Genomic DNA, 24,103 nt, shown 5'->3' on the forward strand with positions numbered 1-24,103 from the left:
GAGCGCCCCCTCGGGCGAGCCCGCGCCCGTCACGAGACCGCGGACGGCGCCGGGCGCCAGGCGCCCGGCGGTGCGTACGATGCGGCCATGCAGCACATCGCCGTGACCGATCAGGGCATCACGATCACAGCGGTGATCGCTCCCGTGCTGTCCATGTACGGCAAGCAGATGCGGCCCGGCGCCACGGTGGTCAGCGAGATGCCGTGGGACGAGATCAGCGGGGTCTCACTCGACGATGCCGTGCTGACGGTGGACCTGGTCTTCGGCGAGTACATCGAGGTCCACGCGAGCGACGAGGGCTACGCCGAAGCCGTGCGTGAGCTCACCCGGGCCGGCCGGCTGCCCTGAGCGGGAGGCCGGCGGACGTGAACGGAAGCCGCCGGATGGGAGCGAAGGCCGCCTCAGCCGCCGGCCATCGCCCCGATGATCAGCAACGGCTCGCGTCCGGCGGCGACCGGGTCCGGCAGTGGCGTGTCCGGTGCGGAGTTGGAGAGGTCCTCCTCGCACGCGTAGAAGCGCACGAACGCCCGCCGCCGCCCGGTCCCCCGGTCGCGAAGCGTGCCCCGCAGCACCGGAAACCGCTCCTCCAGCGCGTCAAGCACGGCGCCGAGGGTCGTCGGCGGCCCCGGCACCGACAGCTCCACCTCGTGCCCGGCCCGGGCCAGGTTGCGCAGGTGCGGGGGCAGCACGACGCGGATCACGGCAGGACCTGCACCTCGACCGACAGCACCGCGGGCAGGTCGCGCACGATCGGCGCCCACGAGTCGCCGCTGTCGGCGGAGCAGTACACCTGGCCGCCGGTGGTGCCGAAGTACACCCCGCAGGAGTCGAGCGTGTCCACCGCCATGGCGTCACGCAGCACGTTCACGTAGCAGTGCTCCTGGGGCAGACCCCGGGTGAGCGGCTGCCATTCGTCACCGCCGGAGCGGGAGCGGTACACCCGGAGCCTTCCGTCGGGAACGTAGTGCTCGGAGTCGCTCGTGATCGGCACGACGTAGACGGTGTCCGGCTCGTGCGCGTGAACGGCGATGGGGAAGCCGAAGTCGCTCGGGAGGTCGCCGCTGATCTCCCGCCATGACTCGCCGCTGTCGTCGGTGCGCATGACGTCCCAGTGCTTCTGCATGAACAGCACGTCAGGGCGGGTCGGGTGCATGGCCAGCCGGTGCACGCAGTGGCCGACCTCGGCGTCCGGGTCCGGGATCTGGCCGGAGACGAGACCGCGGTTGATCGGCCGCCAGGTCTGCCCGGCGTCGTCGGACCGGAACGCTCCGGCGGCGGAGATCGCGACGTAGATCCGGTCGCGGTGGACCGGGTCGAGGATGATCGTGTGCAGGCACATGCCGCCGGCGCCGGGCTGCCAGCGCGGGCCCGACTCGTGGTTGCGCAGGCCGGTCAGCTCGTGCCACTCGCGGCCGCCGTCGGTGGAGCGGTACAGCGCGGCGTCCTCGCCCCCGGCGTAGACGGTGTCCGGGTCGTCGCGGGACGGCTCGAGGTGCCAGATGCGCTTGAACTCCCACGGCCGCGGGGTGCCGTCGTACCAGAGGTGCTCGCCGACCGCGCCGCGGTAGGCGAAGTCGTTGCCGACCGGCTCCCACGTGCGGCCGCCGTCGTCCGAGCGCTGGATCAGCTGCCCGAACCAGCCGCCCGACTGCGACGCGTACAGGCGGTCGGGGTCCGCGGCTGACGCGTTGACGTGGAACACCTCCCAGCCGCCGAAGTGCGGGCCGTCGACTGTCCAGTCCTTGCGCGTGCCGTCGGCGGTGAGGACGAACGCTCCCTTGCGCGTCCCCACCAGCACCCGTACTGCGGTCATGGCGCCACCTCCGCCCCGGATACTGCCACGGATCCACCCGCCTCGGCGCGGACAACGCCCCGAAGAGGTACCCGCGCCGCGGTCGTGCCGCGGCATCACCGTCGGCCGGCCGGCCGGGCGGCGCGGCCGCCGTGGCGCTACCGGACCGGGAAGAGCAGCGCCCGCCTCACCGCACGCCGCTCAGCAGCCGCCGGATCAGCGGCGTCAGCGCGGCCAGCAGCGCGCCGACGAGCAGGGCCGCGATGCCCAGGATGCCGAAGTACCAGGTCTCGTCGTCCGCGCTGTAGTAGCGGGCGAGCACCCCCGAGATCGCCGTGCCGAGCGCCACCGACAGGAAGAACAGGGCCACCGTCTGCGTGCGGAACGCGGCCGGCGCGACCTTCGTGGCCAGGGACAGCCCGACCGGCGACAGCAGCAGCTCGGCGACCGTGAACACCAGCAGAATCCCGGCCAGCGCGAGCAGCGGCGCGCTGTTCGGGCCGCCGCCGGCCAGCGGCAGGAACAGCAGGAAGCCCAGGCCCATGACGGCGGTGCCGGCCGCGAACTTGGCGGGCGTCGACGGCTGCCGGTCGCCCAGCCGGGTCCAGATCGCGGCGAACGTACCCGACAGCACGATGATGAACACCGGATTGATCGACTGCACCCACGACACCGGCATCTCCCACCCGAGGATCGAGCGGTCCAGCCGCTGGTCGGAGTACACGGTCACGACGGTGAACTGCTGCTGGTACAGCGACCAGAACACGACGCTGGCCAGGAACATCGGGATGAACGCGAGCATCCGGCGCCGCTCGACGCGGGTGACGGTCCGGGCGGTCAGGATGACGCCGAAGTACGCGACCGAGGCGACGGCGCTGACCACCACGACGATCGTCGCCAGGTGCCGCGCCGGCAGCAGCCCCATGACCGCGGCCCCGGCGATGACCGCCACCGCGGCCACCCCGGCCACCGCGACCAGCCGGCGGCGCTCGGGCGGGAGCGGGTTCGGCACCTCCCGGGCCGGCCCGGCCAGGCTCCGGCGCCCGAAGGTGTACTGCACCAGCCCCACCGCCATCCCCAGCGCGGCCAGCGCGAAGCCGTAATGGAACCCGGCCTCCTGCTGCAGCAGGCCCGTGAGCAGCGGCCCGGCCAGCGCCCCGAGGTTGATGCCGAGGTAGAACAGCGAGAACCCGGCGTCGCGGCGCGGGTCGTCCGGCGGGTACAGCCCGCCGACGAGCGCCGTCGCGTTCGCCTTCACCCCGCCGCTGCCCACGGCGATGAGGATCAGCCCGGCGGCCACACCGGTGAGCCCCGGCAGCACTGCGAGGCAGATGTGCCCGGCCATGACGAGCGCAGCGCTGGCGAACAGCACCCGTTCGGGTCCGAACAACCTGTCGGCCGCCCAGGCACCGAGGATCGTCGACAGGTAGACCGCCCCGCCGTACGCGCCGACGATGCTCGTGGCGGTGGTCTCGTCGACGCCGAGCCCGCCCCGCGCGGCCGAGTAGTACAGGTAGATGAGCAGGATGCCCTGCATGCCGTAGAACGAGAACCGCTCCCACAGCTCGACGCCGAACAGGTTCGCGAGCACCCTGGGCTGTCCGAAGAACGTCCGCTCCCGCGCCTCCCGCACCGTCATACCCAACGCGCCTACCCCCCACGGGCCGGGTCATGCCTCGCCGGAGCGATTAATCGCCGTCGATCCGCAGCAGTGCCGCCGCGTCATCCAGAAACCGGTCCTCGGCCGCGGCACAGGCGGGCGACACGTCACGCAGCGTCGGGAAGTTGTGCACCAGCCCCGGCTCGCAGCGGTGCACCACCGCCACCCCGGCCTCCCGCAGCCGGGCGGCGTACGCGTCACCCTCGTCGCGCAGCGGATCGTGCTCCGCCGTCACGATCACGGCCGGCGGCAGCTGCCGGAGATCAGTCCGCAGCAGGCTGACCTGAGCCGACTGCCGCAGCGCCGGATCGGGCAGCCACATCGCCACCCACTCGCGCAGCACGTCGGCATCGAGCAGCCACCCCCGCGCCTTCTGCTCGACACTCGCCGAGCCGAGCGAGGGATCAGTGTTCGGACAAACCAGAAGCTGAGCCGTCAGGTGTACCTCCCCGAGCACGCGGATCGCGGCAAGCATCGCGATCAGCCCACCGGCCGAGTCCCCCGCCACCGCCACGCCGCGACCGCCGCCGCCCACCGCCGCGAGCACGGCGACGGCATCGTCGACCGCCGCCGGCCACGGATGCTCCGGCGCCCGCCGGTAGCCGACCGCGACGACTGTCGCCCCGGTGGCCGCGGCGAGCCGCCGCACCTGCGGATCGTGCGTGTCCAGGTCCCCGAGCACGAACCCGCCGCCGTGGCAGTACACGATGACGGCGGAGCGCCCGGGCCGGTACACCCGCACCGGCACGCCGCCCAGCACCGCGTCGGCGGTGGCCATCGCCGGCCCCGGCCCGCGCAGCGCCGCCCGCGCCCGCGCCGCCCGGCGCAGCTCGGCAATGCTCGGTGCGGCACCGCCCGGCGGCGACGCGGCCGCCCGCAACACTGCGGCGAGCTGCTCATCGGCGATGAAGTCTGCGGGCACGGCCCCATGCTAGGGCGCCCGGCACCGCCGGCCCCGCGGTGTCCACGACCGGTTCGCCACCCACGAGCGCACGGCCTACGTGCGCCGCGGCCGGGCCTGGTGCCCGGACTAGCCTCACACGCATGAGGCGATGGTCCGACCATTCCATTTTCTGGCAGGTGTACCCGCTCGGCTTCACCGATGCGCTGAACGCGGCACCCGGGCACCGGCTGACCCGGCTTGTCGACTGGCTCGACTACGCCGTCGAGCTCGGGGTGTCGGGGCTGCAGCTCGGCCCGATATTCGCCGCCGAGACACACGGCTACGACACGCTCGACCACCTGCGCATCGACCCCCGCCTCGGCGACGACGCCGACTGGGACGAGCTGGCCGCGGCGTGCCGGGACCGGGGCCTGCGCCTGCTGCTCGACGGCGTGTTCAACCACGTCGGCCGCGGCTTCAAGGCCCCGGAGCACTGGTTTCGCCGGACCGGCCCGGCCCCCGACGACCTCGCGGTGTTCGAGGGCCACCACGGCCTCGTCGCGCTGAACCACGACGAGCCCGAGGTCCTCGCCTACGTCGTCCAGGTGATGGACCACTGGCTGCGCCGGGGCGCATCGGGCTGGCGGCTCGATGCCGCATACGCCGTCCCGCCCGGGTTCTGGCGCGCGGCCCTGGACCAGGTCCGCCCGCACCACCCGGAGGCCTGGTTCACCGGCGAGGTGATCCACGGCGACTACCCGGCCTACCTCGCCGCGAGCGGGCTCGACTCGATCACGCAGTACGAGCTGTGGAAGGCGATCTGGAGCAGCCTCAACGACGGCAACTTCTTCGAGCTCGCCTGGTCGCTGGAGCGCCACAACGGCGTGCTGGAGGCCGGGCTGCCGCTGACGTTCGTGGGCAACCACGACGTCACCCGCCTGGCCACCCGGCTCACCGACGACCGCCACCTCGGCCACGCCCTGGCCGTGCTGTTCACGGTGGGCGGCGCCCCGAGCGTGTACTACGGCGACGAACAGGCGTTCCGCGGCCTCAAGGAGGACCGCCCCGGTGGCGACGACGCCGTCCGCCCCGCGTTCCCGGCCGGCCCCGCCGACCTGGCCCCGTTCGGCTGGCCGGTGTACCGCCTCCACCAACGCCTCATCGGCCTGCGCCGCCGCCACCCGTGGCTCGCTCGCGCCCGCACCCGCCCGCAGCACCTGGCGAACACCGCTGTCGCCCTGGTCTCCACCGCCGCCGACGAGCGGATCGTCACGCTGCTCAACACCGGCGACACGGCGGTGACCTTCTCGGTCGACGTCACCGGCCTGGCCCTGGCCGAGTCGGACAACCCCGGCGACGCCCGGACCCTGACGACCGTCCCGCCGCACGGCTGGTCGATCCTCGCCTGAGCCGCACGGCGGCGGCGGCCGCCGCCGTGGGCTCGGGGCGGGGCGCTACTTGTTGCTCGGGACCGTGCCGCCGCCCTGCCAGGTGGTCCACGGCACGTTCCAGTCGCCGTACCCGTCCCAGGTGGGCATCGTCGGGCCGCCGGTGTTCGTGTACGTGATCGGGTCACCGATCTGCGCGAAGTCGAAGTACGACTTGGCGTTGGCCTCGGTGAGGTTGGTGCAGCCGTGGGAGGTGCTGCGCTGACCGATGTTGCCGCCGTTCCAGCTGGCCGAGTGGACGTACTCGCCGGAGTTGGTGATGCGCACCGACCACGGCACCTTCTCGTCGTAGCCATCGCCGACCATGCGCTCGACGGCGGACTTCCCCATCACGACCTTGGTGCCGTTGAACGTGGGCGTGCTCGCCTTGCCCAGCGACACCGGGAAGTCGAAGACCTGGTTGCCGTCCGAGGTGACGACCATCCGCAGGGTCTTGCCGTCGACCTTGCCGATGTTCGCCGGGCCGGTCTTGATGTCCATGGTCAGGCTGTTGTCGAACACCAGGCCGGGGCCGGCCGACCGGCCCTTCGCGGACAGATCCATGTGGATGGAGGCGTGCGCGGGCCAGAACTCGGCCGGGCGGTAGTGGGCCTCCAGCGGGTAACCCTCGTAGATCGCGGACTTCTGGAAGTACCACGAACCGTCGGCCGGCGCCCCGTTGACCGTCACCTGCGTTGCCGCCGCGAAGTCCTTCGCGCTGGTGATCGACGCCGACAGGTACGCGATGATCGGCATGCCGACCCCGTAGGTCGTCCCGTCCTTCTCGTACAGCCGGACGTGCACCGGCTTGCCCGATGGGGCGGGCGACGCCGACGGGCTCTGCGCGGCCGGCTGTCCCGCCGCCCCGGAAGCCCCCGGCGACTGCCATGCGGCCTGCGGCGACCCCCCGCCGCACGCGGACAGGCCGACGCCGAATGTGACCAGCACCACTGCCATCCGCCAATGCCGAGCAAATCTCATAGGACGACAATGCCCCGCCCGCGCCCATATCGCCAGCCGTACCCTACCGGCGGCGCCGGTGTCCCCCCGATAGGCTCGCGGCCGTGACGTACCCGCGCCGGGCGCCCCGGGCCGAGCTGCCCACCCGGGTCGAGGCCGTGCACGACGTCACGGCGTCCATGCGCCAGATCGACCTCGTCGGCCCGGACGTCCCCCGCCTCCGGCTGCACCCGGGCGCGCACCTCGTCGTGCGGGTGCCCACCGCAACTGCAAAGGCCCGCCGGGTGTACTCCATCTGGCGCCACAGCCCCGCCGAGTCCCGCCTGTCGCTGCGCATCGCCGTGCACGACGGCGGCGGCCCCGGCTGCGACTGGGCCCGCCGCGCCGCACCGGGCGACCGCGTCACCGTCGAGCCCCCGCGCAGCAAGATCACTGTGGTCGACGCGGCGGCGTTCCACCTGTTCGCCGGCGACGAGACGGGTGCCGTACCGCTCCTGGCCATGCGGGCCGCCCTGCGCACCGGCGACCGCCCGGTCGTCGGTGTCTTCGAGTGCGCCGGCCCGCAGGACGAGATGCCGGGCCGCGACGGCGTCCCCCCGCTGCCCTGGGTCCACCGCGGCACGGCGAGCGCGGTCGCCTCACGGGTGCTCCAGCACGCCGTCCACGACCTCGCCATTCCCTCCGCCGGCACCGGAGCCGCCTACATCGCGGGCGAGAGCGAAACCTGCCGCCTGATCCAGCGCACGCTCATCGAGCACCACGGCTTCCCCCGCCGCGCGGTCCACGTCCAGCCCCAGTGGACCGCGGGGCGCCCCGGCTTCGGCGCCGGCGCCGGCTGACCCGAAGCCCGGCGCGACCGGGCCGGCGGCCCGGGGTCCAGGGCCGGTTGACCGCAGGCGGCGCCAGGCCAGCAGCGTGCACAGCGCGAACCCGAGCGCGTTGGCCACGCCGTGGGTGGCCGCCATCCAGGTCAGCGACAGGTGCGGCACTGGCATCACGTGCCCGGCCGCCCAGTCCAGGGCCAGCAGCATCGTGGCGGCGAGGACGACGCCCGACACCGTCAGCAGCAGCCGGGCCGCCCGATCGCCGCCGCGGGCCGAGCGCCGGGCCGCCCAGGCGGCCAGCCACATACCGGCGGTGAGGACGGCGGCACCGGCGAACTCCACCCACTTCCCCAGGAAGAACCCGGCCAGCACGATGAGCGTGCCGCCCGGCACCGCGAGCGCCGCGGCCCGCCCGGCCCGGCCGCCGCCGCCCGCGACCAGCCCGGCCACCAGCGCCGCGGCGAAGCCGGCGTAGTGGAAGTGGGCCTCGGTGAGCGCGAGCGTGTCGAGCCGGAAGCCGAACAGCCGCAGCCCGGCCCGCTCCGCCACCAGCGCCGCCCCCGCGATCGCCGGCGTCACGAGCGCCGTCGCCACCGCAAGGTCCCCGCGAACGAGCCACCCCCGCCACCCGGCCACCGCCGGCGCCACCGATGCCTCCGTGAACTTTCCGCGGAGGAGCCACCGCGGCGCGCCGGCCGCCAGCACGAGCGCGACCGCCAGGTACGCGGCCGCGAGCCCGGTCGCGAGCGGCCCGCGCGGCAGCCACAGCGAGACCGCCCCCGGCACCGCTCCCGCGAACCACACCCACCGCCGGCGCAGCGGCCATCCACCGCCGCCCGCGATGAGCCCCAGCCCGAGCGGCACCACCACGAGCATGCCCAGCCCCACCAGCGCCGCCACGAGCAGCCGCGCCCACGCCGCCAGCCCCATCCTCGGCCTCCCCCGTTGTTGAACGTGTTCAAATCGAGGATAGCAACCTCGGCCCCGCGCGCGACCTGAGGGGGACGCCACACAACCGCGCAGGTCGGGCCCATTGTCCGACATTTGGCTCAATGGTTGACTGGGCATCATGGCCCGCCTCAGTCACGCCGTGTCCCTGGCCGAGCAGGTCGCCGGGCAGCTGCGCCGCCGGATCGCCGACGGCGAGTTTCCCGTCGGCTCCCTGCTGCCCACCGAGCTCGAGCTGACCCGTGAGCTCGGCGTGAGCCGCAACAGCGTCCGGGAGGGGCTGCGCTCCCTGGTGCATGCGGGCATCCTGGGCGCACGGGCCGGCTACGGAACGTTCGTGGTCGCCACAAGTGATCTCGCCCCCGCGCTGGCCCGCCGGCTGGAGCAGGACCGGGCGGCCGACGTGGCCGAGGTACGGCTCCTGCTGGAGCGCGAAGGAGCGCGGCTCGCGGCGGTCCGGGCCACCCCGGAGCAGGTGCACGGGCTCAGGGCGGCGCTGCGGGCCCGGGCGGACGCGGCCGACGGCGCGACCTACGCGGCGGCCGACATCGCCTTCCACCGGCTGCTGATGGAGGCGTCGGGCAACGCACTGCTGGCCGAGCTGTACCGGGGTGCGGGCGGCAACGAGCGGGACCTGCGGCACCTGAACGCGCCGGGTGTCGACATCGCCGCCTACCCGGAGCTGCCCGAGATCGACGCGGCGCACGCCGCGATCGTCGACGCCGTAGCCGCCCGGGATGCCGGCGCCGCGGCGGCCGCGGCCGAGCACATGGCCCGGCTGACCCACGAATTCGCCGTCCGCGAAGACGGCAGGACCCCGGAGCGCGACCGATGACCATCACCGAGACCCGCGCCGAGACCCGCGCGCTCAGCCCGGCACTCGTGCTGGCCGGGCTGCTGCTCGTCGCCGGCAACCTGCGGGCCGGCATCACGACCGTCGGGCCCGTCCTCGACGAGCTGCGCCGCGACCTCGGCCTGTCGTCGCTCACCGCGTCGGCGCTCATCAGCCTGCCGCTCGTCGCGTTCGCGGTGGTGTCGCCGTTCGCGCCCGCACTGGCCCGCCGGACCGGCATCGAGCGGGCGCTCGGCGGCGGGCTCGTCGTGCTGGCCGCCGGGCTGGTGGTCCGGTCGCTGCCGGGCCTGCCCCTGCTGTGGCTGGGCACGGCGCTGCTCGGCGTCGCCGTCGCCGTGCTCAACGTCGTCCTACCGGCCCTGGTCAAGCGCGACTTCCCGGGCCGGATCGGGCAGGTGACAGGCGCCTACTCGGTGGTCCAGTCGGTCTTCGCGGCGACGGCGGCGGGTGTGGCGGTGCCGGTGGCGGGCCTGACCGCGGCCGGATGGCGGCTCCCGCTCGGCATGTGGGCCGGGCTGGCCCTGATCGCGCTCGCGGTCCTGGCTCCGCAGCTGCGCCGGCGGACGGTCGCGCCGGAGCCGGCCCACATCAGGCGGCACGGGCCTCGTCGGTCCGGACAGGATCGGTCGCCGGCGGCTCCGGCGCCCGCGGCCGGGCGCAGCCCCTGGCGCACCGCGCTCGGCTGGCAGGTCACCGCGTTCATGGCACTGCAGTCCATCGGCTACTACATCCTCATCACCTGGCTGCCGTCGATCGAGAAGGCGGCCGGCATCGACGCGACCGCCGCCGGCGTGCACCAGCTGCTGCTCAACGGGTTCGGGATCGCGGGCAGCATCGGCTGCTCGACACTCATCGCCCGGCTGCGTGACCAGCGGCCGCTCGGCGTGCTCACCCCCGTCCTCTACGGGATCGCGGTCACGGGGATCCTGACCGCGCCGCAGTACAGCGCGGTCTGGAGCAGCCTGGCCGGCGTCGCGGGCGGCTTCGGCATCGTGCTCGCACTGTCGTTCTTCGGCCTGCGGACCGGCCACCACACGCAGGCGGCGGCGCTGTCCGGGATGGCCCAGGCGGTCGGCTACATGGTCGCCGCGGCCGGTCCGATCGCGGCCGGCGCCCTGCACGACGCCACCGGCTCGTGGACGCCGGCCCTGCTCACCGTCGTCGGGCTCGACGCCGTCCTGATCGTGTTCGGCTACCTCGCCGGGCGCAGCCGCACCATCGGGTAAACAGTCCACTGTGGACATAGGCGGGCCTGCGGCTCGGGAGCGGCTCCGGCACCCTGAGCCGATCCGCCGGACTGAACAGCGCTGTGCCCGGTCGAGGCCATCGTCGGCCACGGGTGGCTCATGCGTTCGCCCGGCGCAGCAGGAGGGCGGCCAGCCAGCCGCCGGCGAGGACCGCCCCGGCGCCGACGCCCTGACCGAGGGCCAGGGCCGCGGCGAACGCGTCCAGGACCGCGTGTCGCTCGGCCGCCATCGGCGCCGTGGTGAGGGCGGCCGGGAGCGGACCGGCGGTGGGCTGCAGCGCGGTGAAGCGGGCGTGCATGAGGGTGCCGAGCACGGCGACGCCGAGACTGGTGCCGAGCTCTGTCATCGTGCCCTCGACGCCCGCGCCCGCACCGGCGTCGTCGGCCGGGATGGCGCCGACGACGGCCTCCACCATCGCCGGGTTGGCCACGGCGCAGCCGGCACCCATCAGGATCAGGCCGGTCAGCAGGGCGCCGTAGCCGGGGCCGGCCAGCGCGACAACGGCGAGGCCGGCGGCGAGCAGCGTCATGCCCGCGGCGATGGCGAGCGGCAGGCCCGACACGCGGATCAGGCGCGGGCCGGCGCCGGTGGCGCTCAACGCCACGACGGTCAGCGCGAACGGCGCGACGTGCAGTCCGGCCTCCAGCGGCGAGTAGCCCCGGACGAACTGCAGCTGCATGGTGAGCAGGAACAGTGCACCGGCGCTGCCGAACGTGATGAGCAGGACCCCGGTGACGGCGCCGACGAAGCGGCGGTTGCGCAGCAACGCCGGGTCGAGCATCGGATGGCCGGTGTACCGCTCCCAGCGCAGGAACCCCACGAGGGTGAGCACGCCGGCGATCGCGGCCACCGGCTCGACGGCGATGATGGCGTAGACGATCGCGGTGGTCCCGAGCGTGGCCAGGGCCGCACCGACGACGTCGGGCCGGCCACCGCCCGCGCTGCGTGACTCCGGCACCTGCGCCCGGACCGCCGCCAGCCCGGCCAGCACCAGCGGCACGTTGACCAGGAAGATCGCGCCCCAGCGCAGGTGGGCCAGGACGAGTCCGCCGACGAGCGGGCCGGCGGCGAAGCCCAGGGCGTTCACCGCCGCCCAGATCGCGATGGCCCGCGGCCGTTCGGTCGCGTCGAACACCTGGATCGCCACGGCGAGGGTGCCGGTGATGAGCAGCGCGCCGCCGGCCCCCATGACCGCCCGGGCGGCGACGAGCTGGGCCACCGACCCGGCGAACCCGGCGGCCAGCGAGCCGGCCCCGAAGATCGCCAGGCCGAGCAGGAGCATCCGCCGCCGGCCGTAGCGGTCCGCGGCCGAGCCGGCGGCGAGCAGCAGCCCGGCCTGGGCGAGCGCGTAGGCGTTGATCGTCCACTGCACGCCGGCGGTGTCGGCCCGCAGCTCGGTGGCCAGCACCGGCACCGCCACGTTGAGCACGGTGTTGTCCAGCACGACGACGAGCTCGGCCAGGCACAGCACGGCCAGCACGAGCCAGCGCCGCGTCACGGCTTGAACGCGGCGAGCGGGTTGCGCAGTGTGCCGGCGAACTGCAGCGCCGCCGACGGGTCGGCCAGGTCGACCATCTGACGGTTGTCGCGCAGCTGCAGACGGTTGAGGCAGGACAGCGCGAACTCCGCCGCGAACAGGTCGTAGCGCGCGAACCGCTCGCGCAGGTGCGGTACACCCGACTGGTAATCGGCGACGCAGGCCGCGACGGTGCCCCAGAACTCGTGCTCCGGGAGGACGTCGCGCTCGGCGAGGATCGCGCTCAGGTAGCGCAGGAAACCGTCGAACACGTCGGTGAAGATGGACAGCAGCCGCAGCGGCTCGGGGACGTCGGCCCGGACCCGCTCGACCGCCGGCGGCAGCGGCGCGCCGGGGTCCATCACGACGATCTCCTCGGCGATGTCCTTGAGCAGCACCCGGGTCACCACGTCGCCGTCGAGGACCAGGATGACGTTCTCGCCGTGCGGCATGAAGGCCAGGTCGTAGGCGTAGAAGCTGTGCAGCAGCGGGGTCAGGTAGGCGTCGAGGTAGCGGCGCAGCCACGCGGCGGGCGCCAGGCCGGAGCGCTCGACGAGGGCGGCGGCCAGCGAGTGTCCGCGCTCGTCGACGTGCAGCAGCGAGGCCATGGTGGCCGGCCGCTCGCCGGGGGCGAGGCCCGGCACCGGGCTTTCCCGCCAGAGGGCGGCGAGCATTTTGCGGTACGGCGAGTAGCTGTCGGTGGCCGCCTCGAACTGCCGGTGCCGATAGCCGACGGCGGCCCGCTCCCGCAGGATGCCCACGCCTGTCGCCTTGAGCAGCTCGTCGCCGGCGATGAGGTCGGCCAGCCAGTCGTTGATGGCCGGCGTGGCCTCCATGTACGCGGCCGAGAGGCCCCGCATGAACCCCATGTTCAGCACCGAGATCGCCGTCTTGACGTAGTGCCGCTGCGGGTGGGAGGCGTTGAAGAACGTGCGGATCGACTGCTGGGCCAGGTACTCGTCCGGCCCGCGGCCGAGGACGACGAGCCGCCGGGTGGCCAGCTCACCGGCGAAGGTCACCGCCAGCCTGTTCCACCACTGCCACGGGTGGACCGGGATGAGCAGGTAGTCGCCGGGGTCGAGGCCGAGGTCGGCCAGCGTGGCGGCGAAGCCGGCGAGGGCGTCGTCGCCGAGCTCGGCCCGCAGGTGCCGGTCGTAGTCGGTGTCGGCGCTGCACGTGAAGGTGGCGTGGTCGCGGTGGGCGGCGAGCCAGATCAGCCGGACCGGCGCGGCGACCTCGGGGGCGTAGCGGTGGTAGTCGTCGACGCCGAAGCCGATGCGGCCGCTGTTGGCGACGAAGCCGGGGTGGCCCTCGGTCATGCCGGCCTCGATCGTCTGGAAGTCGGCGCCGGCCAGGTCGCGGGCGCAGACGCCGGCCCGGCTGCGCTTGTAGGCGCTGGAGGCGAGGGTCGCGGTGATCTCCTCGAGGTACACCGGCAGGATCTCGTCGCGCAGCCCGAGCGTCCGGCGCAGGTCCAGCACCAGCTCGACGGCGTCGACGGGCAGCTCGGTGCCGCCCCGCCGCCGGGTGATGCTGCCGGCGTCGATCTGCCACGTGTCCAGGGCCCGCAGCACCGCGGTGAAGCGGTACTCCACCGTGCCGTCGTCGCCGTGGACCACGTACGCGTCGCCGTCGGGCCGCGGCGTCAGCAGCCGCTCGTGGCTGAACTCGGCAAGCGCCTTGCGCACCAGCTGCCGGTTCGCGGCGGCCCAGTGGGCGGGGTCCAGGTGGGCGGTGGCGGTGAGGTTCACGCGGGCACTCCGGTTGCGGTGAGGAACTGCTCGCGCGTGCACACGCTCAGCAGTGCGGTCTTCTCGGGCTTGACGACCGGGCCGACGACGCGGAAGCCGACGGCGGCGTTGAGGGCGTGCACGGCGGTGTTGCGCACGTCGGGCTCGACGACGACCCGGCCGGTGGCCGGGTCGCTGAACAGCCACGCCATGACGGTCGTGATGACGCCGCGGGTGAAGCCGGGCACGGGCGTGCCGGCCGGCGCGGTGAGGAAGTGCATCCCGACGTCGCCGTCGCGGGCGTCGAAGAGCCCGGCGAGCTCGACCTGGCCCGGGTCGTAGCGCTCGGCCAGGAACGCGGGCTCGCCGCGGTACAGCCCGAGGAAGGCGTCGTGGTACGGGTGGGCCGCGATGCGCCGGTACTCGGCGGCGACGGCGGCCACGTCGGCGTCCTGCATCAGCCAGAACACCGCCTTCGGATGCGTCACCCAGCGGTGCAGCAGCGGTGCATCGGCGTCGGCGTCGAGCGGGCGCAGCCCGAAGTCACCGCGGCGGAACGTCACCGCGCTGCGCTGCGTACCGCTCACGCCCCCGCCTCCGCAAGCTCCGGCGGTGGCGCTCTTACCCTGCACCACCTGGTGAGCGGCCACTCCGCTGCGCTGCGTACCGCTCACGCCCCCACTCCGAACTCCTGGAAGGCGATGTGCTTCTCGATCGGGTAGTGCTCGCGGCCGAGCAGCTCGCGGATGATGTACGAGTTGCGGTAGGCGCCCATGCCGAGGTCGGGTGAGGTGATGCCGTGTGTGTGGGTGCCCCCGTTCTGCAGGAAGACCCCGCGGCCGGTCACGTCGACGCTGTAGTTGCGGGCCACGTCGAGCCGGCCCCGCCCGTCCCAGCGCAGCCGGTCCCGCACGCCGTCGAGGAAGGCGGGCGGCGTGAACCGGTAGCCGGTGGCCAGGATCAGCCCTTCGGTGGTGAGCTCGAACGTGCGGCCCTGCTCCTCGTGGCGCAGGCCGAGCGTGTAGGTGCCGCTGTGCGGGTCGTGCGCGGCGGTGACCAAGGCGGTGTTCGTCAGCAGCCGCGTCGGTACCGCACCGTTGGCGCTCTTGGTGTAGAGCAGGTCGTAGATCTCGTTGATCAGGTCGCTGTTGACGCCCTTGTAGAGGCCCTTCTGCGCGGACTCCAGCCCGTAGCGGGCCGCCTCGGGCAGCGCGTGGAAGTAGTCGATGTAGTCCGGCGACGTGATCTCCAGCGTGAGCTTCGTGTACTCCAGCGGGAAGAACCGCGGCGAGCGGGTCACCCAGTGCAGCTGGTAGCCGTGGGAGTCGATGTCCCCGAGCAGGTCCCGGTAGATCTCGGCGGCGCTCTGGCCGCTGCCCACGACGGTGATGCTGCGCTTGGCCCGCAGCGCCTCGCGGTGCTCGAGGTAGCGCGCGGTGTGCAGCACGTCGCCGCCCAGCCCGGCGCAGGCCGGCGGCACGTACGGCTGGGTGCCCGTGCCGACGACGAGGTGCCGGGCCCGGTGCGCGGTGGAGTCCCCGATGTGGACGGTGTAGCAGCCGTCGGCCGGGTCGTAGCGCACCGCGCTGACCGCCTGGCCGAAGCGCACGCTGCCGAGCCGCCCGGCCGCCCACCGCAGGTAGTTGCTGTACTCGCTGCGCAGCGGGTAGAAGCTCTCCCGGATGTAGAACGGGTAGAGCCGGCCGGTCTCCTTGAGGTAGTTGAGGAAGGAGTACCGCGAGGTGGGGTCGGCCAGCGTCACCAGGTCCGACATGAACGGCGTCTGCAGGTGCGTGCCCTCGACCATCATGCCCTGGTGCCAGCCGAACTCCGTCTGCGACCGGGCCTCCAGGAACAGCCCGTCCAGCTCGTCGATGGGCTCGATCAGGCAGGCCAGGCCGAGGTTGTACGGGCCCAGGCCGATGCCGATGACGTCGTAGGTGTGCACGGTGTCTCCAGCGCTCATCAGGCGTTGCAGGCGAGCATGGGGGCGGTGACGCGGTCGATGTAGTGCCCGGCGTGCCGGGCGACAAGCTCCAGGACGATGGCGATGTCCTCGACGGTGGTCTCGGGGTTGAGCAGGGTGAACTTGAGGAAGTGGCGGCCGTCGACCTTTGTGGCGGCCACCACGGCGGCTCCGGAGGCGGCCAGGGCCTCGCGGGCGTGCAGGTTCACCGCGTCGGCGTGGACCCGGCCCGGCCCGGTCGGCAGGTAGCGGAACACGACGGTGCTCAGCGACGAGCGGGTCACCACCTCGAACCGCGGGTCCTCGGCGAGCATGTCCCAGGCGGCGGCCGCCCGGTCGACGACGTCGTCGAAGAGCGCCCCGATCGCGTCGGCCCCCATGATCCGCAGTGTCATCCACAGCTTGAGCGCGTCGAAGCGGCGGGTCGTCTGCAGGCTCTTGTCGACCTGGTTGGGGATGCGTTGCTCGGCCATGCGGGCCGGGTTGAGGTAGTCGGCGTGGTAGGTGGCGTGGCGCAGCGCCTGCCGGTCCCGCACGACGAGCGCGCTGGAGCTCACCGGCTGGAAGAACGACTTGTGGTAGTCGACGGTCACGGAGTCGGCCCGCTCGATGCCGGCCAGCAGGTGCCGCCGGGTGGGTGAGACGAGCAGCCCGCAGCCGTAGGCGGCGTCGACGTGCAGCCACGCGCCGGCCGCCGCGCACTGCTCGGCGATCGCCGGCAGCGGGTCGATCGAGCCGAAGTCGGTGGTGCCGGCGGTCGCGACCACCGCCATGACGATCTGGCCGCGCTCGCGGCAGCGGACGAGCTCCCGGTGCAGGGCGCCCGGTCGCATCCGCCGGTCGGCGTCGACGCCCACGGTGACGACCGCGTCCGGGTCCAGGCCGAGCAGCTTCGCCGACTTCTGCACGCTGAAGTGCCCCGCTGCGGAGGCGAGGATGCGCAGCCGGGGCAGCACCTCGGCGCGGGGCAGCGCGACGGCGGCGAGCGCCTCCTCCCGGGCCAGCAGCAGCGCGTGCAGGTTGGACTGGCTGCCGCCGCTGGTGAACACGCCGTCGGCGGCCGGGCCGAAGCCGATGCGCGCGGCGGTCCAGTCGACGAGCCGCCGCTCGATCAGGGTGCCGCCGGCGCTCTGGTCCCAGGTGTCCATCGAGGAGTTGACGGCCGACAGCACCGCCTCGCCGAGCACGGCCGGGATGACCACCGGGCAGTTGAGGTGGGCCAGGTAGCGGGGGTGGTGGAAGTACACGGCGTCGCGCAGATACACGTTCTCGAGCTCGTCGAGCGCCGCGAGGGGGTCGCCCAGTGGCCGGTCCAGGTCGACCGCGCCGACCTCGGCCGCGAGACGGTCGGGCGTGATGCCGGTGAAGGGCCGCTCGGTGGTGGCGATTCGGGCCGCGACCCGCTCGACGCCGTCCATGAGGGTTCGCCGGTACCGGTCCGCCGTCGCATTGGTGAGCAGGTGCGCGCGGGCATCAGGCAGTCGCATGGTCATCCTTGAGCTGAGGGGCGGGAACCGGGGCCGGGCCGTGCCGGCGCTGATGGCGCAGGCCGAGGGCGATGCCCCCGGCGAGGACGGCGACCGAGCCGGCGGCCACCGCCGGGTAGCCGATCCACGCGGCGGCGGCCAGGCCGGCCGAGGCGGCGACGAACGAGACCGCCAGCCCCACCGCGGAGAGCATCGTGAAGTCGGTGCCGCCGGTCCGGGGCCGCGAGTAGTCCATGTTGACCGTGTAGACGACGACGTTGACGGCGGTGTACGCGGCCATGAACGCGCACAGGGCGAGTACCGTCCCGGCCGCCGGGGCCGCCCCGCCGAGCAGCGGCAGCAGCCCGAGCGCGGCCAGGGCCAGCAGGGACCCGGCCCCGGCGAGGACCCGGCCCCGCCCGAACCGGCCGACGAGCCCGCCGGCGACGAGCCCGGCGACGACGGCCGGGATGCTGACCACGACCCCCGTGACGGTGCCGATGCGGGCCTCGGACCACCCCGCGTCGACGAGCGCCGGGGTGACGAGCGCCCAGGCCGCGCCCGAGCCGACGTACAGCAGGGAGACCACGACGAACGTCCACTGCCGGGCGCCGGGCTGGCCGAACACCGACAGCAGCGCCCGGTAGGCGTCACCGGCACCGGGCAGGCGGTCGAGCCGCTCGGGCTCCCGGAAGCGCCACACCGTCACCAGCCCGGCCGCGGTGAGCCCGGCCAGCAGCAGCACCGCGGCGGCCCAGCCGAGCCGGTCGTAGGCGACGAGGCACACGCCACCGCCGAGCACGGTGCCGAGGGAGACCCCGGCCAGCTGCACGCCGTTGCCGGTGCCCCGCTCGTCCTGCGCCAGCAGCCGCACCGCTATCGCGTCGACGGCGATGTCCTGCGTGGCCGAGAGCAGCACGTAGACGGTGCACACGAGCACGACCGCGCCCAGCCGGGCGCCGGGCGGGTCGAACGGCAGGAGGGCCAGCAGCGTGACGACGAGCCCGGACTGCAGCACGAGCAGCCACGAGCGGTAGTGGCCGCGGGACCGGGAGCCGTAGCGGTCCAGCAGCGGCGCCCACAGCACCTTGAGGGGCCAGACGAGGCCGATGAGGGTGAGTGCGCCGAGCGTCTCCAGCGGGGTGCCGCCGGCCCGGAGGATCGCGACGAGGCCGATGGTGATGAACCCGACGCCGATGTACTGGGTGACGTACAGCATCAGCAACGTGATGGTGTGGCGGTTCACGCGGCGCTCCAGTAGCCGAGGGCGCAGACCCGGTGCTTGTCGACGCCGAGGTCCTTGCGCAGGTGCCGGGCCAGGGCCCGGGTGCTCGCCGCCTCGGCGGCCACCCAGTAGAAGGCGCCGTCGGCGTCGCGCAGCCCGGCCTTGACCGTGTCGAGCAGCAGCCGGCCGCCGTCCTGCCGGGGCAGCCAGTGCACGGTGTCGATGGCCCGGGAGCGGACCGGCAGCACCCGCTCGGCCTCGTGGGCGTACTCCAGCCACACGGTCGCGGGGCTGTCGCCGGCCGCGTCGAGGAGGCTGTTGACGGCCGGCAGCGACGCCGCGTCGCCGACCGCGAACACGTGGCGCGGGGGCGGGTCGGGCCAGCGGAAGCCGGTGCCCTGCACGGTGGCGTCGATGGTGTCGCCGGGCGTGGCGCCGCTCGCCCAGCGGGCCGCGCACCCGTCGTGCAGCGCGAAGACGAGGTCGAACGTACCGGTGGCGGGGTCGGGGTCGACGAGGGTGTAGGCGCGCTGATGGGCCTTGCCGTCGTTGTCGAACCACAGCCGGACCCACATGGTCGGGTGGATGTCGCACGCCTCGAGCAGGCCGCCGCCGTCGAGGCGCAGGCGGCGGTAGCCGTCGCCGACGGACTCGGTGCCGAGCACGGTCAGCCGGAAGTTCCGGCCGCCCATGGCTCGCAGCACGAGCGCTTCCCAGTTCCGCTGCACGCATCCTCCAGTTAGGCTGTCCTTAGTTAGGGGAGGGTAACCTAAGTGAAGCAATTGCACATCCACCGGGATGCGTGGGGAATCGCCCACCTGCGCGGCGACACCGCCGACGCGGTCGCCTACCTGCAGGGATACGCCGCCGCCACCGACCGGGCCTGGCAGATCCAGGTCGAGAAGTGGCGCGGTGAGGGCCGCCTCGCCGAGCGGCTCGGCCCGGCCGAAGTGCCGTGGGACCGCTTCGCCCGCCGGGCCCGGCTCGACGACACCGCCCGGCGCTGCTACGAGCGCCTCAGCCTGCCCACCCGGCGCTGGGTGCAGTCCTATGTGGACGGTGTGAACGCCGCGCTGGCCGTCACCCGCGCGCCCGAGTTCGAGCTGGTCGGCGCCCGGCCGGACCCGTGGCGGCCGTGGTCGCCGCTCGGCGTGTTCCTGGTCCAGCACATCCTGTTCGGCTCCTTCCCCAACAAGCTGTGGCGCGCCCACGTCAGCGCCACGCTCGGCCCGGCCGCGGTCGGCCTGTTCGACGGCGAAGGCCCGGCCGGCTCCGGCAGCAACGCCTGGGCGCTGGCCGGCGACCCCGCGACGGGCCGCCCGGCCCTCATCGCCGGCGACCCCCACCGCCTGCTCGAACTGCCCGGCATCTACCAGCAGGTGCGGCTGACCGGCCCCGGCTTCGACGTCGTCGGGTTCGCCTTCCCCGGCGTGCCCGGCCTGCCGCACTTCGGCCACGCCGGGCCGGTCGCCTGGGCGATCACCAACGCCATGGCCGACTATCAGGACCTCTACCGCGAGGAGCTGCGCCGCACCGGTGACCGGATCGAGGCCCGCGAGGCCGGCGGCTGGTCACCCGTCGCCGCCCACGTCGAGCACGTCGCGGTCCGCGGCGCCGCGCCCGTGCCGGTGGAGATCCTGGTGACGGCCCGCGGCCCGGTCATCGACTGCGAACGCGGCGGTACGGCGCTGAGCCTGCGCACCCCCGCCCACGTCGACGCGGACCTGGGGTTCGAGGCACTCCTGCCGCTCCTGCGGGCCCGCCGCGTGCAGGATGTCGAGGCGGCGCTGCGGCACTGGGTCGAGCCCGTCAACAGCGTCCTGGTCGCCGACCGCACCGGCACCGTACGGCAGCTCGTCGCCGGGCGCGTGCCGGTGCGCGACGAGCGCAACACGCGCGAGCCGGTGCCGGCCTGGGACCCGGCCTACCACTGGCGGCCCGGCAGTGCGCCGCGAGCCGCCGCGGACGTCGCCCGCCTGGCCGTGCACGCCAACGACCGCCGCCCCGACGTCGCCGCCCTCGCCCGCGACTTCGCCCCGCCGCACCGGGCCGCCCGCATCCGCGCCCTCCTCGGCGACGGCGTCCCCGCGAACGCGATCCACGTCGACGACACCGTCCCGCACGGCGTCCTGCGGGGGCTGCTCGCCCGGCTGCCCGCCCACCCGCTGCGCGACCGGCTGCTGGCCTGGGACGGCCGGATGTCCGCCGCCGGCCTCGACGCGGGGGCGTTCGCCGCCTGGCGCTCCGCACTGGCCCGCCGCATCGCCGCGCACCCGGTGCTGGCCCCGCTGCACGCACCGTCCGGGTTCGACGAGGTGTTCGCGCCGTGGACCGACCCGGCGAGCCGCATCGGCCTCGCCCTCGACGGGGTCATCACCGGTCTGCCCGCGCTCGGCGGCGATCCGCAGCCGGCCGCCGCGGCCGCGCTGGATGAGGTGGCCGCGGCCGGCTTCGGTCCGTGGGGCGAGCGCCACGTGCTGCACCCGGTCCACCTGGGTGTCCACCCGGCCGCCGCCGCGGCGCGCCTCGCCGTGCCGCTGTCCGGCGACACCGACGCGGTGCTCGCCACCTCCAGCGTGCCGGGCGTCTCCGACGCCTGCTGGCGCGGCCCCGTCGCCCGATACGTCTGGCACCTCGGCGACCGCGCGGCCGGCGGCTGGATCGTGCCTTTCGGCGCCTCCGGCGACCCCGCCGACGCGCACTTCGCCGACCAGCTCGAGCTCTGGGCCGCCGGCCACCTGATCCCGCTACCCCCCGCTGAGGAGCAACCACCGATGCTGTACCGCGAGGACCTTCCCGGCCTGGGCCGGCTGACTCTCACCACACTCGACCCCGCGGCCGACGCGGCACTCGTCCACGCCTGGGTGACCGAGCGCCGCGCCGCGTTCTGGGGCATGCTCGGCCACTCGGTCGACGACGTCCGCGAGATCTACGAGTTCGTCGACGGCCTGTCCACCCACCACGCTTATCTGATCCGCCTCGAGGACCACCCGATCGGCCTCTTCCAGAGCTACGAGCCCGCCGCCGACCCGGTCGGCGAGCGCTACCCGGTCCGGCCCGGCGACGTCGGCATGCACCTGCTCATGGCCCCCGGCCGGCGCCCCCCGAAGGGCCTGACCGAGGCCGTCGGCGCCGCCCTGGCCCGGTTCCTGTTCCAGGACCCGGCCGCCGTCCGCCTCGTCGTGGAGCCGGACGTGCGCAACCACCTGGCCCTGCGCCGCCTGGAGCTGTCCGGCTTCACGTTCGACGAGGAGGTCGACATGCCCACCAAGCGCGCCCGCCTGGCCTTCCTGACCCGCGACCGCTTCGAGCAGCGCTACGCCGTGGCCGGGTAGCGGCCCCGCAACGGCGAGCGGGCGAGGGGACGCGTCCGGGAGAACGCACATGTCGGCCGCGGGTGCGCCGATGCCACAGGTATGCGGGGTTCGACAGGAGCGGCGCCCGAGGAACGGCGCCGCATGGTCACCATGGCGGTCGTCGCCGTCGTGCTGGTGATCGGCGCCGGGCTGTCGGTGGTCACCGCGGTGCTCGTCCGGCAGGGCGAGCGCCGCTACGCCGGGCAGATGATGGACCGCTACACCGACGACGCCCTGGCCGCCGTGGCCGACGAGGTCGGCGACTACCAGCACACCCTGGCCGACCTGGCCGTCGGGCTGGGGGCCGAGACCGACCTGACGGCGGCCGACTTCGCCGCGCTCACCTCCGGCCTCAACCGCCAGCGGCTGCCCGCCGCGGCCGCGGTGACGTTCGTGGTCCCGGCCGCCGACGCCGGGACGGCCGCGCTGCAGGCCGACTGGCGGGCCCGCGGCGCGACCGACCTGACCCTCACCCCGGTGAGCCCGGTATTCGGCACCGAGCACGCCTTCGCCGTGCTCGACCGCTCCTTCGACGGGCGGAACACGATCGCGGGCCGCGACCTGAGCCAGGCCGCGGAGGCGATGGAGGCGCTGCGCATCGCCCGCGACTCGGGCGCGTTCGCCATCTCCCGCAGCTACGTGCTGCTGCGCGACCGCAAGCTGCCGGCCGCGGCCCAGCAGCGCTCGGTGACGCTCGTCCAGCCCGTCTACGGCTTCGCCGACGGCGGCTGGGACCCGCGGCAGTTCCGCGGCTGGATCGTGATCAGCCTGCGCGGCACCGACTTCATGACGGCCACGCTGCAGGCCCAGGCGCGCGGGTCCGTCCAGCTCACGCTCACCGAGCACGACGGCAACCAGCAGCAGCTGATCGCCACCGCGTCGGCCGGCACGCCCGAGGCCGGCACCGCGGCCCTCGACCGGGACCGGGTGATCGAGGTCGGGCAGCGCAGCTGGCTGCTCTCCGTCTCCCCCACCGACCGGCTGCTGTCGGCCAACGACCGGCGGATGACGTCACTGACACTCACCGGCGGCATCGTCGTCACCGTCCTGCTGGCCGTGCTCGTCGGCACCCTGACCAGCGCCCGCGACCGGGCCGTGGCCCAGGTCGCCGCGGCCACCCTGGCGCTGCGCGAGGACATCGCCCGCCGCGAGGAGACCGAGAGCCGGCTGCGCACCCGCGAGACCGAACTGCGTCACCTCGCGCTCCACGACCCGCTGACCGGGCTGGCCAACCGGGCCCTGTTCTGGGAGCGCGTCGAGCACGCCTTCGCCACCCACCAGCGGGCCGGGCGGACCTTCGCCGTGCTCTTCATCGACCTCGACGGGTTCAAGCCGGTCAACGACCGCCTCGGGCACACCGCCGGAGACGCCGTGCTGTGCCAGGTCGCCGAGCGCCTGCGCCGGGCCACCCGGTCCGCCGACACCGTGGCCCGGCTCGGCGGGGACGAGTTCGCGGTCCTGGTCGAGCAGCTGGAGACCCAGGGCGACGCCGGGATCGCGGCCCACCGCATCATCACCGCCGTCGAGCAGCCCCTGGAGCCGGGGGCCGGGCTGCCGGCGGCCGCTACCGAGCTGCCGGTGACGGCCAGCGTCGGGGTCGCGCTCAGCGGCGACGCGCTCGATGTCGACGACATCCTGCGCCGGGCCGACACGGCGATGTACGCGGCCAAGTCCAGCGGCAAGGGCCGGTACGTGATCGGCGACGCCTGAGCCGGCGCACCGCCCCGCGGCCGGCGCCCGGCAACCAGGGCGCCCGCGCCGAGCAGGAGCAGCACCAGACCGGCGAGGGCCAGCGCGGCGACCGGGTCGCCGGTCGCGGCCAGGCTGTCCGCGCCGTGGGCGGCCGGGCCGCCGGACGACCCGCCGTGGCGGATCGGCGCCCGCACCGGCCGGTGCACCGGCGCCGCCACCGGCTCGGCGGCCGGCGGCGTCACCGCAGGCGGCGTGAGCACCGGCGGCGTGCGGATCGGGTCGACGTCGAGCACCAGCGTGCGGATCGAGCCGTCCGGTGCCACGCCCTCGGCCATGAAGTCCACGTCGTCGCCGGTGAAGTCGGGCGGGACCTGCGCCCAGATGCTCGCCGTGCCGTCGTTGGCGACGGTCGGCGTGCCGAGCTCGTCGACCGACACGACCGGGCCGGCGGCGGCCTGGGCGGAGGCGTCGTCGTCGCGCTTCTTCACGTCGGCGTCGGCCGTCGGGTGCTGGTCGGCCGACCCCCTCGTCGTGAACACCGCGAAGCGGACCGACGAG

General features: G+C 74.2%; 19 protein-coding genes and 2 pseudogenes. 8 read left to right on the forward strand and 13 right to left on the reverse strand.

Annotated elements, in window-relative coordinates:
• The first annotated feature begins 87 nt into the window (after window positions 1-87).
• A complete protein-coding gene (locus Dvina_RS39400; protein ID WP_223095006.1) occupies window positions 88-348 on the forward strand; it encodes a hypothetical protein in 261 nt (86 codons plus the stop codon).
• 53 nt (window positions 349-401) lie between these two features.
• Here Dvina_RS39400 and Dvina_RS39405 read toward each other — a convergent pair whose 3' ends face one another.
• The 4 genes from Dvina_RS39405 to Dvina_RS39420 all read right to left on the reverse strand — a co-directional run bounded on the left by Dvina_RS39405 (window position 402) and on the right by Dvina_RS39420 (window position 4,374).
• Complete coding sequence (locus tag Dvina_RS39405) at window positions 402-701, reverse strand: MoaD/ThiS family protein (protein WP_223095008.1); 300 nt, start codon at window positions 699-701, stop codon at window positions 402-404.
• On the reverse strand, window positions 698-1,813 hold the full coding sequence (locus Dvina_RS39410) for a WD40/YVTN/BNR-like repeat-containing protein (RefSeq protein WP_223095010.1): 1,116 nt from the start codon (window positions 1,811-1,813) through the stop codon (window positions 698-700). Before Dvina_RS39410 ends, Dvina_RS39405 begins: the two co-directional genes overlap by 4 nt.
• A gap of 166 nt (window positions 1,814-1,979) precedes the next feature.
• Complete coding sequence (locus Dvina_RS39415) at window positions 1,980-3,431, reverse strand: peptide MFS transporter (RefSeq protein ID WP_223095012.1); 1,452 nt, start codon at window positions 3,429-3,431, stop codon at window positions 1,980-1,982.
• Between the two features lie 49 nt (window positions 3,432-3,480).
• Window positions 3,481-4,374, reverse strand: coding sequence for an alpha/beta hydrolase (locus Dvina_RS39420; protein WP_246655608.1), 894 nt, complete (start codon window positions 4,372-4,374; stop codon window positions 3,481-3,483).
• A 122-nt stretch (window positions 4,375-4,496) separates the two neighbouring features.
• Here Dvina_RS39420 and Dvina_RS39425 point away from each other — a divergent pair, with 122 nt between their 5' ends.
• A complete protein-coding gene (locus Dvina_RS39425) occupies window positions 4,497-5,744 on the forward strand; it encodes an alpha-amylase family glycosyl hydrolase (protein WP_223095014.1) in 1,248 nt (415 codons plus the stop codon).
• A 45-nt stretch (window positions 5,745-5,789) separates the two neighbouring features.
• On the opposite strand, the gene Dvina_RS39430 is transcribed toward Dvina_RS39425, so the two are convergent.
• A complete protein-coding gene (locus Dvina_RS39430) occupies window positions 5,790-6,719 on the reverse strand; it encodes a L,D-transpeptidase (protein WP_223095016.1) in 930 nt (309 codons plus the stop codon).
• Between the two features lie 107 nt (window positions 6,720-6,826).
• Between Dvina_RS39430 and Dvina_RS39435 the strand changes: the two genes are divergently transcribed.
• Window positions 6,827-7,561 (forward strand): siderophore-interacting protein, encoded by a 735-nt coding sequence (locus Dvina_RS39435; RefSeq protein WP_223095018.1) that lies wholly within the window; start codon window positions 6,827-6,829, stop codon window positions 7,559-7,561.
• Between the two features lie 147 nt (window positions 7,562-7,708).
• Here Dvina_RS39435 and Dvina_RS39440 read toward each other — a convergent pair.
• A pseudogene (locus Dvina_RS39440) lies at window positions 7,709-8,617 on the reverse strand (YndJ family transporter); the annotation flags it as partial.
• Between Dvina_RS39440 and Dvina_RS39445 the strand changes: the two are divergent.
• Complete coding sequence (locus Dvina_RS39445) at window positions 8,616-9,329, forward strand: FadR/GntR family transcriptional regulator (RefSeq protein WP_223095020.1); 714 nt, start codon at window positions 8,616-8,618, stop codon at window positions 9,327-9,329. The pseudogene Dvina_RS39440 and the gene Dvina_RS39445 sit on opposite strands and share 2 nt — an antisense overlap.
• The gene (locus Dvina_RS39450) at window positions 9,326-10,573 is read left to right on the forward strand and encodes an MFS transporter (protein ID WP_223095022.1); all 1,248 of its coding nucleotides are present in this window, start codon (window positions 9,326-9,328) and stop codon (window positions 10,571-10,573) included. The genes Dvina_RS39445 and Dvina_RS39450 overlap by 4 nt, the downstream gene beginning before the upstream one ends.
• A gap of 118 nt (window positions 10,574-10,691) precedes the next feature.
• On the opposite strand, the gene Dvina_RS39455 is transcribed toward Dvina_RS39450, so the two are convergent.
• The 7 genes from Dvina_RS39455 to Dvina_RS39485 form a co-directional block, all read right to left on the reverse strand.
• Entirely contained in the window at window positions 10,692-12,092 is a 1,401-nt protein-coding gene (locus Dvina_RS39455) for an MFS transporter (protein ID WP_223095024.1), read from the reverse strand.
• Window positions 12,089-13,861, reverse strand: coding sequence for an IucA/IucC family protein (locus Dvina_RS39460; RefSeq protein ID WP_223095026.1), 1,773 nt, complete (start codon window positions 13,859-13,861; stop codon window positions 12,089-12,091). Before Dvina_RS39460 ends, Dvina_RS39455 begins: the two co-directional genes overlap by 4 nt.
• Complete coding sequence (locus tag Dvina_RS39465; protein ID WP_246655609.1) at window positions 13,858-14,427, reverse strand: GNAT family N-acetyltransferase; 570 nt, start codon at window positions 14,425-14,427, stop codon at window positions 13,858-13,860. The genes Dvina_RS39460 and Dvina_RS39465 overlap by 4 nt, the downstream gene beginning before the upstream one ends.
• Before the next feature lie 83 nt (window positions 14,428-14,510).
• Window positions 14,511-15,788, reverse strand: coding sequence for a lysine N(6)-hydroxylase/L-ornithine N(5)-oxygenase family protein (locus Dvina_RS39470; RefSeq protein WP_223105958.1), 1,278 nt, complete (start codon window positions 15,786-15,788; stop codon window positions 14,511-14,513).
• A 17-nt stretch (window positions 15,789-15,805) separates the two neighbouring features.
• Window positions 15,806-17,299: a pyridoxal phosphate-dependent decarboxylase family protein gene (locus Dvina_RS39475; RefSeq protein ID WP_380028779.1), complete on the reverse strand. Its 1,494-nt coding sequence runs from the start codon at window positions 17,297-17,299 to the stop codon at window positions 15,806-15,808.
• Window positions 17,280-18,518, reverse strand: a complete 1,239-nt coding sequence (locus tag Dvina_RS39480) for an MFS transporter (protein ID WP_246655610.1) — start codon at window positions 18,516-18,518, stop codon at window positions 17,280-17,282. The genes Dvina_RS39475 and Dvina_RS39480 overlap by 20 nt, the downstream gene beginning before the upstream one ends.
• Window positions 18,515-19,225, reverse strand: a complete 711-nt coding sequence (locus Dvina_RS39485) for a siderophore-interacting protein (RefSeq protein WP_223095030.1) — start codon at window positions 19,223-19,225, stop codon at window positions 18,515-18,517. The genes Dvina_RS39480 and Dvina_RS39485 overlap by 4 nt, the downstream gene beginning before the upstream one ends.
• Before the next feature lie 54 nt (window positions 19,226-19,279).
• Between Dvina_RS39485 and Dvina_RS39490 the strand changes: the two are divergent.
• From Dvina_RS39490 to Dvina_RS39495, 3 genes and pseudogenes are all read left to right on the forward strand, one after another.
• Window positions 19,280-21,247: pseudogene (locus Dvina_RS39490) on the forward strand (penicillin acylase family protein); the annotation flags it as partial.
• A gap of 24 nt (window positions 21,248-21,271) precedes the next feature.
• Entirely contained in the window at window positions 21,272-21,832 is a 561-nt protein-coding gene (locus Dvina_RS54790; RefSeq protein WP_246656642.1) for a GNAT family N-acetyltransferase, read from the forward strand.
• A gap of 123 nt (window positions 21,833-21,955) precedes the next feature.
• Complete coding sequence (locus Dvina_RS39495; RefSeq protein WP_223095032.1) at window positions 21,956-23,563, forward strand: sensor domain-containing diguanylate cyclase; 1,608 nt, start codon at window positions 21,956-21,958, stop codon at window positions 23,561-23,563.
• Window positions 23,564-24,103 lie beyond the last annotated feature (540 nt).

Source organism: Dactylosporangium vinaceum, assembly GCF_019904175.1.
GTDB classification, from domain to species: domain Bacteria; phylum Actinomycetota; class Actinomycetes; order Mycobacteriales; family Micromonosporaceae; genus Dactylosporangium; species Dactylosporangium vinaceum.

What these genes read in the sequence shown, in the direction of transcription:
- Dvina_RS39400 (WP_223095006.1), top strand. Translation starts at nt 88, where the DNA reads ATGCAGCACATCGCCGTGACCGATCAGGGCATCACGATCACAGCGGTG.
- Dvina_RS39410 (WP_223095010.1), bottom strand. Translation starts at nt 1,813, where the DNA reads ATGACCGCAGTACGGGTGCTGGTGGGGACGCGCAAGGGAGCGTTCGTC.
- Dvina_RS39415 (WP_223095012.1), bottom strand. Translation starts at nt 3,431, where the DNA reads ATGACGGTGCGGGAGGCGCGGGAGCGGACGTTCTTCGGACAGCCCAGG.
- Dvina_RS39425 (WP_223095014.1), top strand. Translation starts at nt 4,497, where the DNA reads ATGAGGCGATGGTCCGACCATTCCATTTTCTGGCAGGTGTACCCGCTC.
- Dvina_RS39430 (WP_223095016.1), bottom strand. Translation starts at nt 6,719, where the DNA reads ATGGCAGTGGTGCTGGTCACATTCGGCGTCGGCCTGTCCGCGTGCGGC.
- Dvina_RS39445 (WP_223095020.1), top strand. Translation starts at nt 8,616, where the DNA reads ATGGCCCGCCTCAGTCACGCCGTGTCCCTGGCCGAGCAGGTCGCCGGG.
- Dvina_RS39450 (WP_223095022.1), top strand. Translation starts at nt 9,326, where the DNA reads ATGACCATCACCGAGACCCGCGCCGAGACCCGCGCGCTCAGCCCGGCA.
- Dvina_RS39475 (WP_380028779.1), bottom strand. Translation starts at nt 17,299, where the DNA reads ATGACCATGCGACTGCCTGATGCCCGCGCGCACCTGCTCACCAATGCG.
- Dvina_RS54790 (WP_246656642.1), top strand. Translation starts at nt 21,272, where the DNA reads ATGCTGTACCGCGAGGACCTTCCCGGCCTGGGCCGGCTGACTCTCACC.
- Dvina_RS39495 (WP_223095032.1), top strand. Translation starts at nt 21,956, where the DNA reads ATGGTCACCATGGCGGTCGTCGCCGTCGTGCTGGTGATCGGCGCCGGG.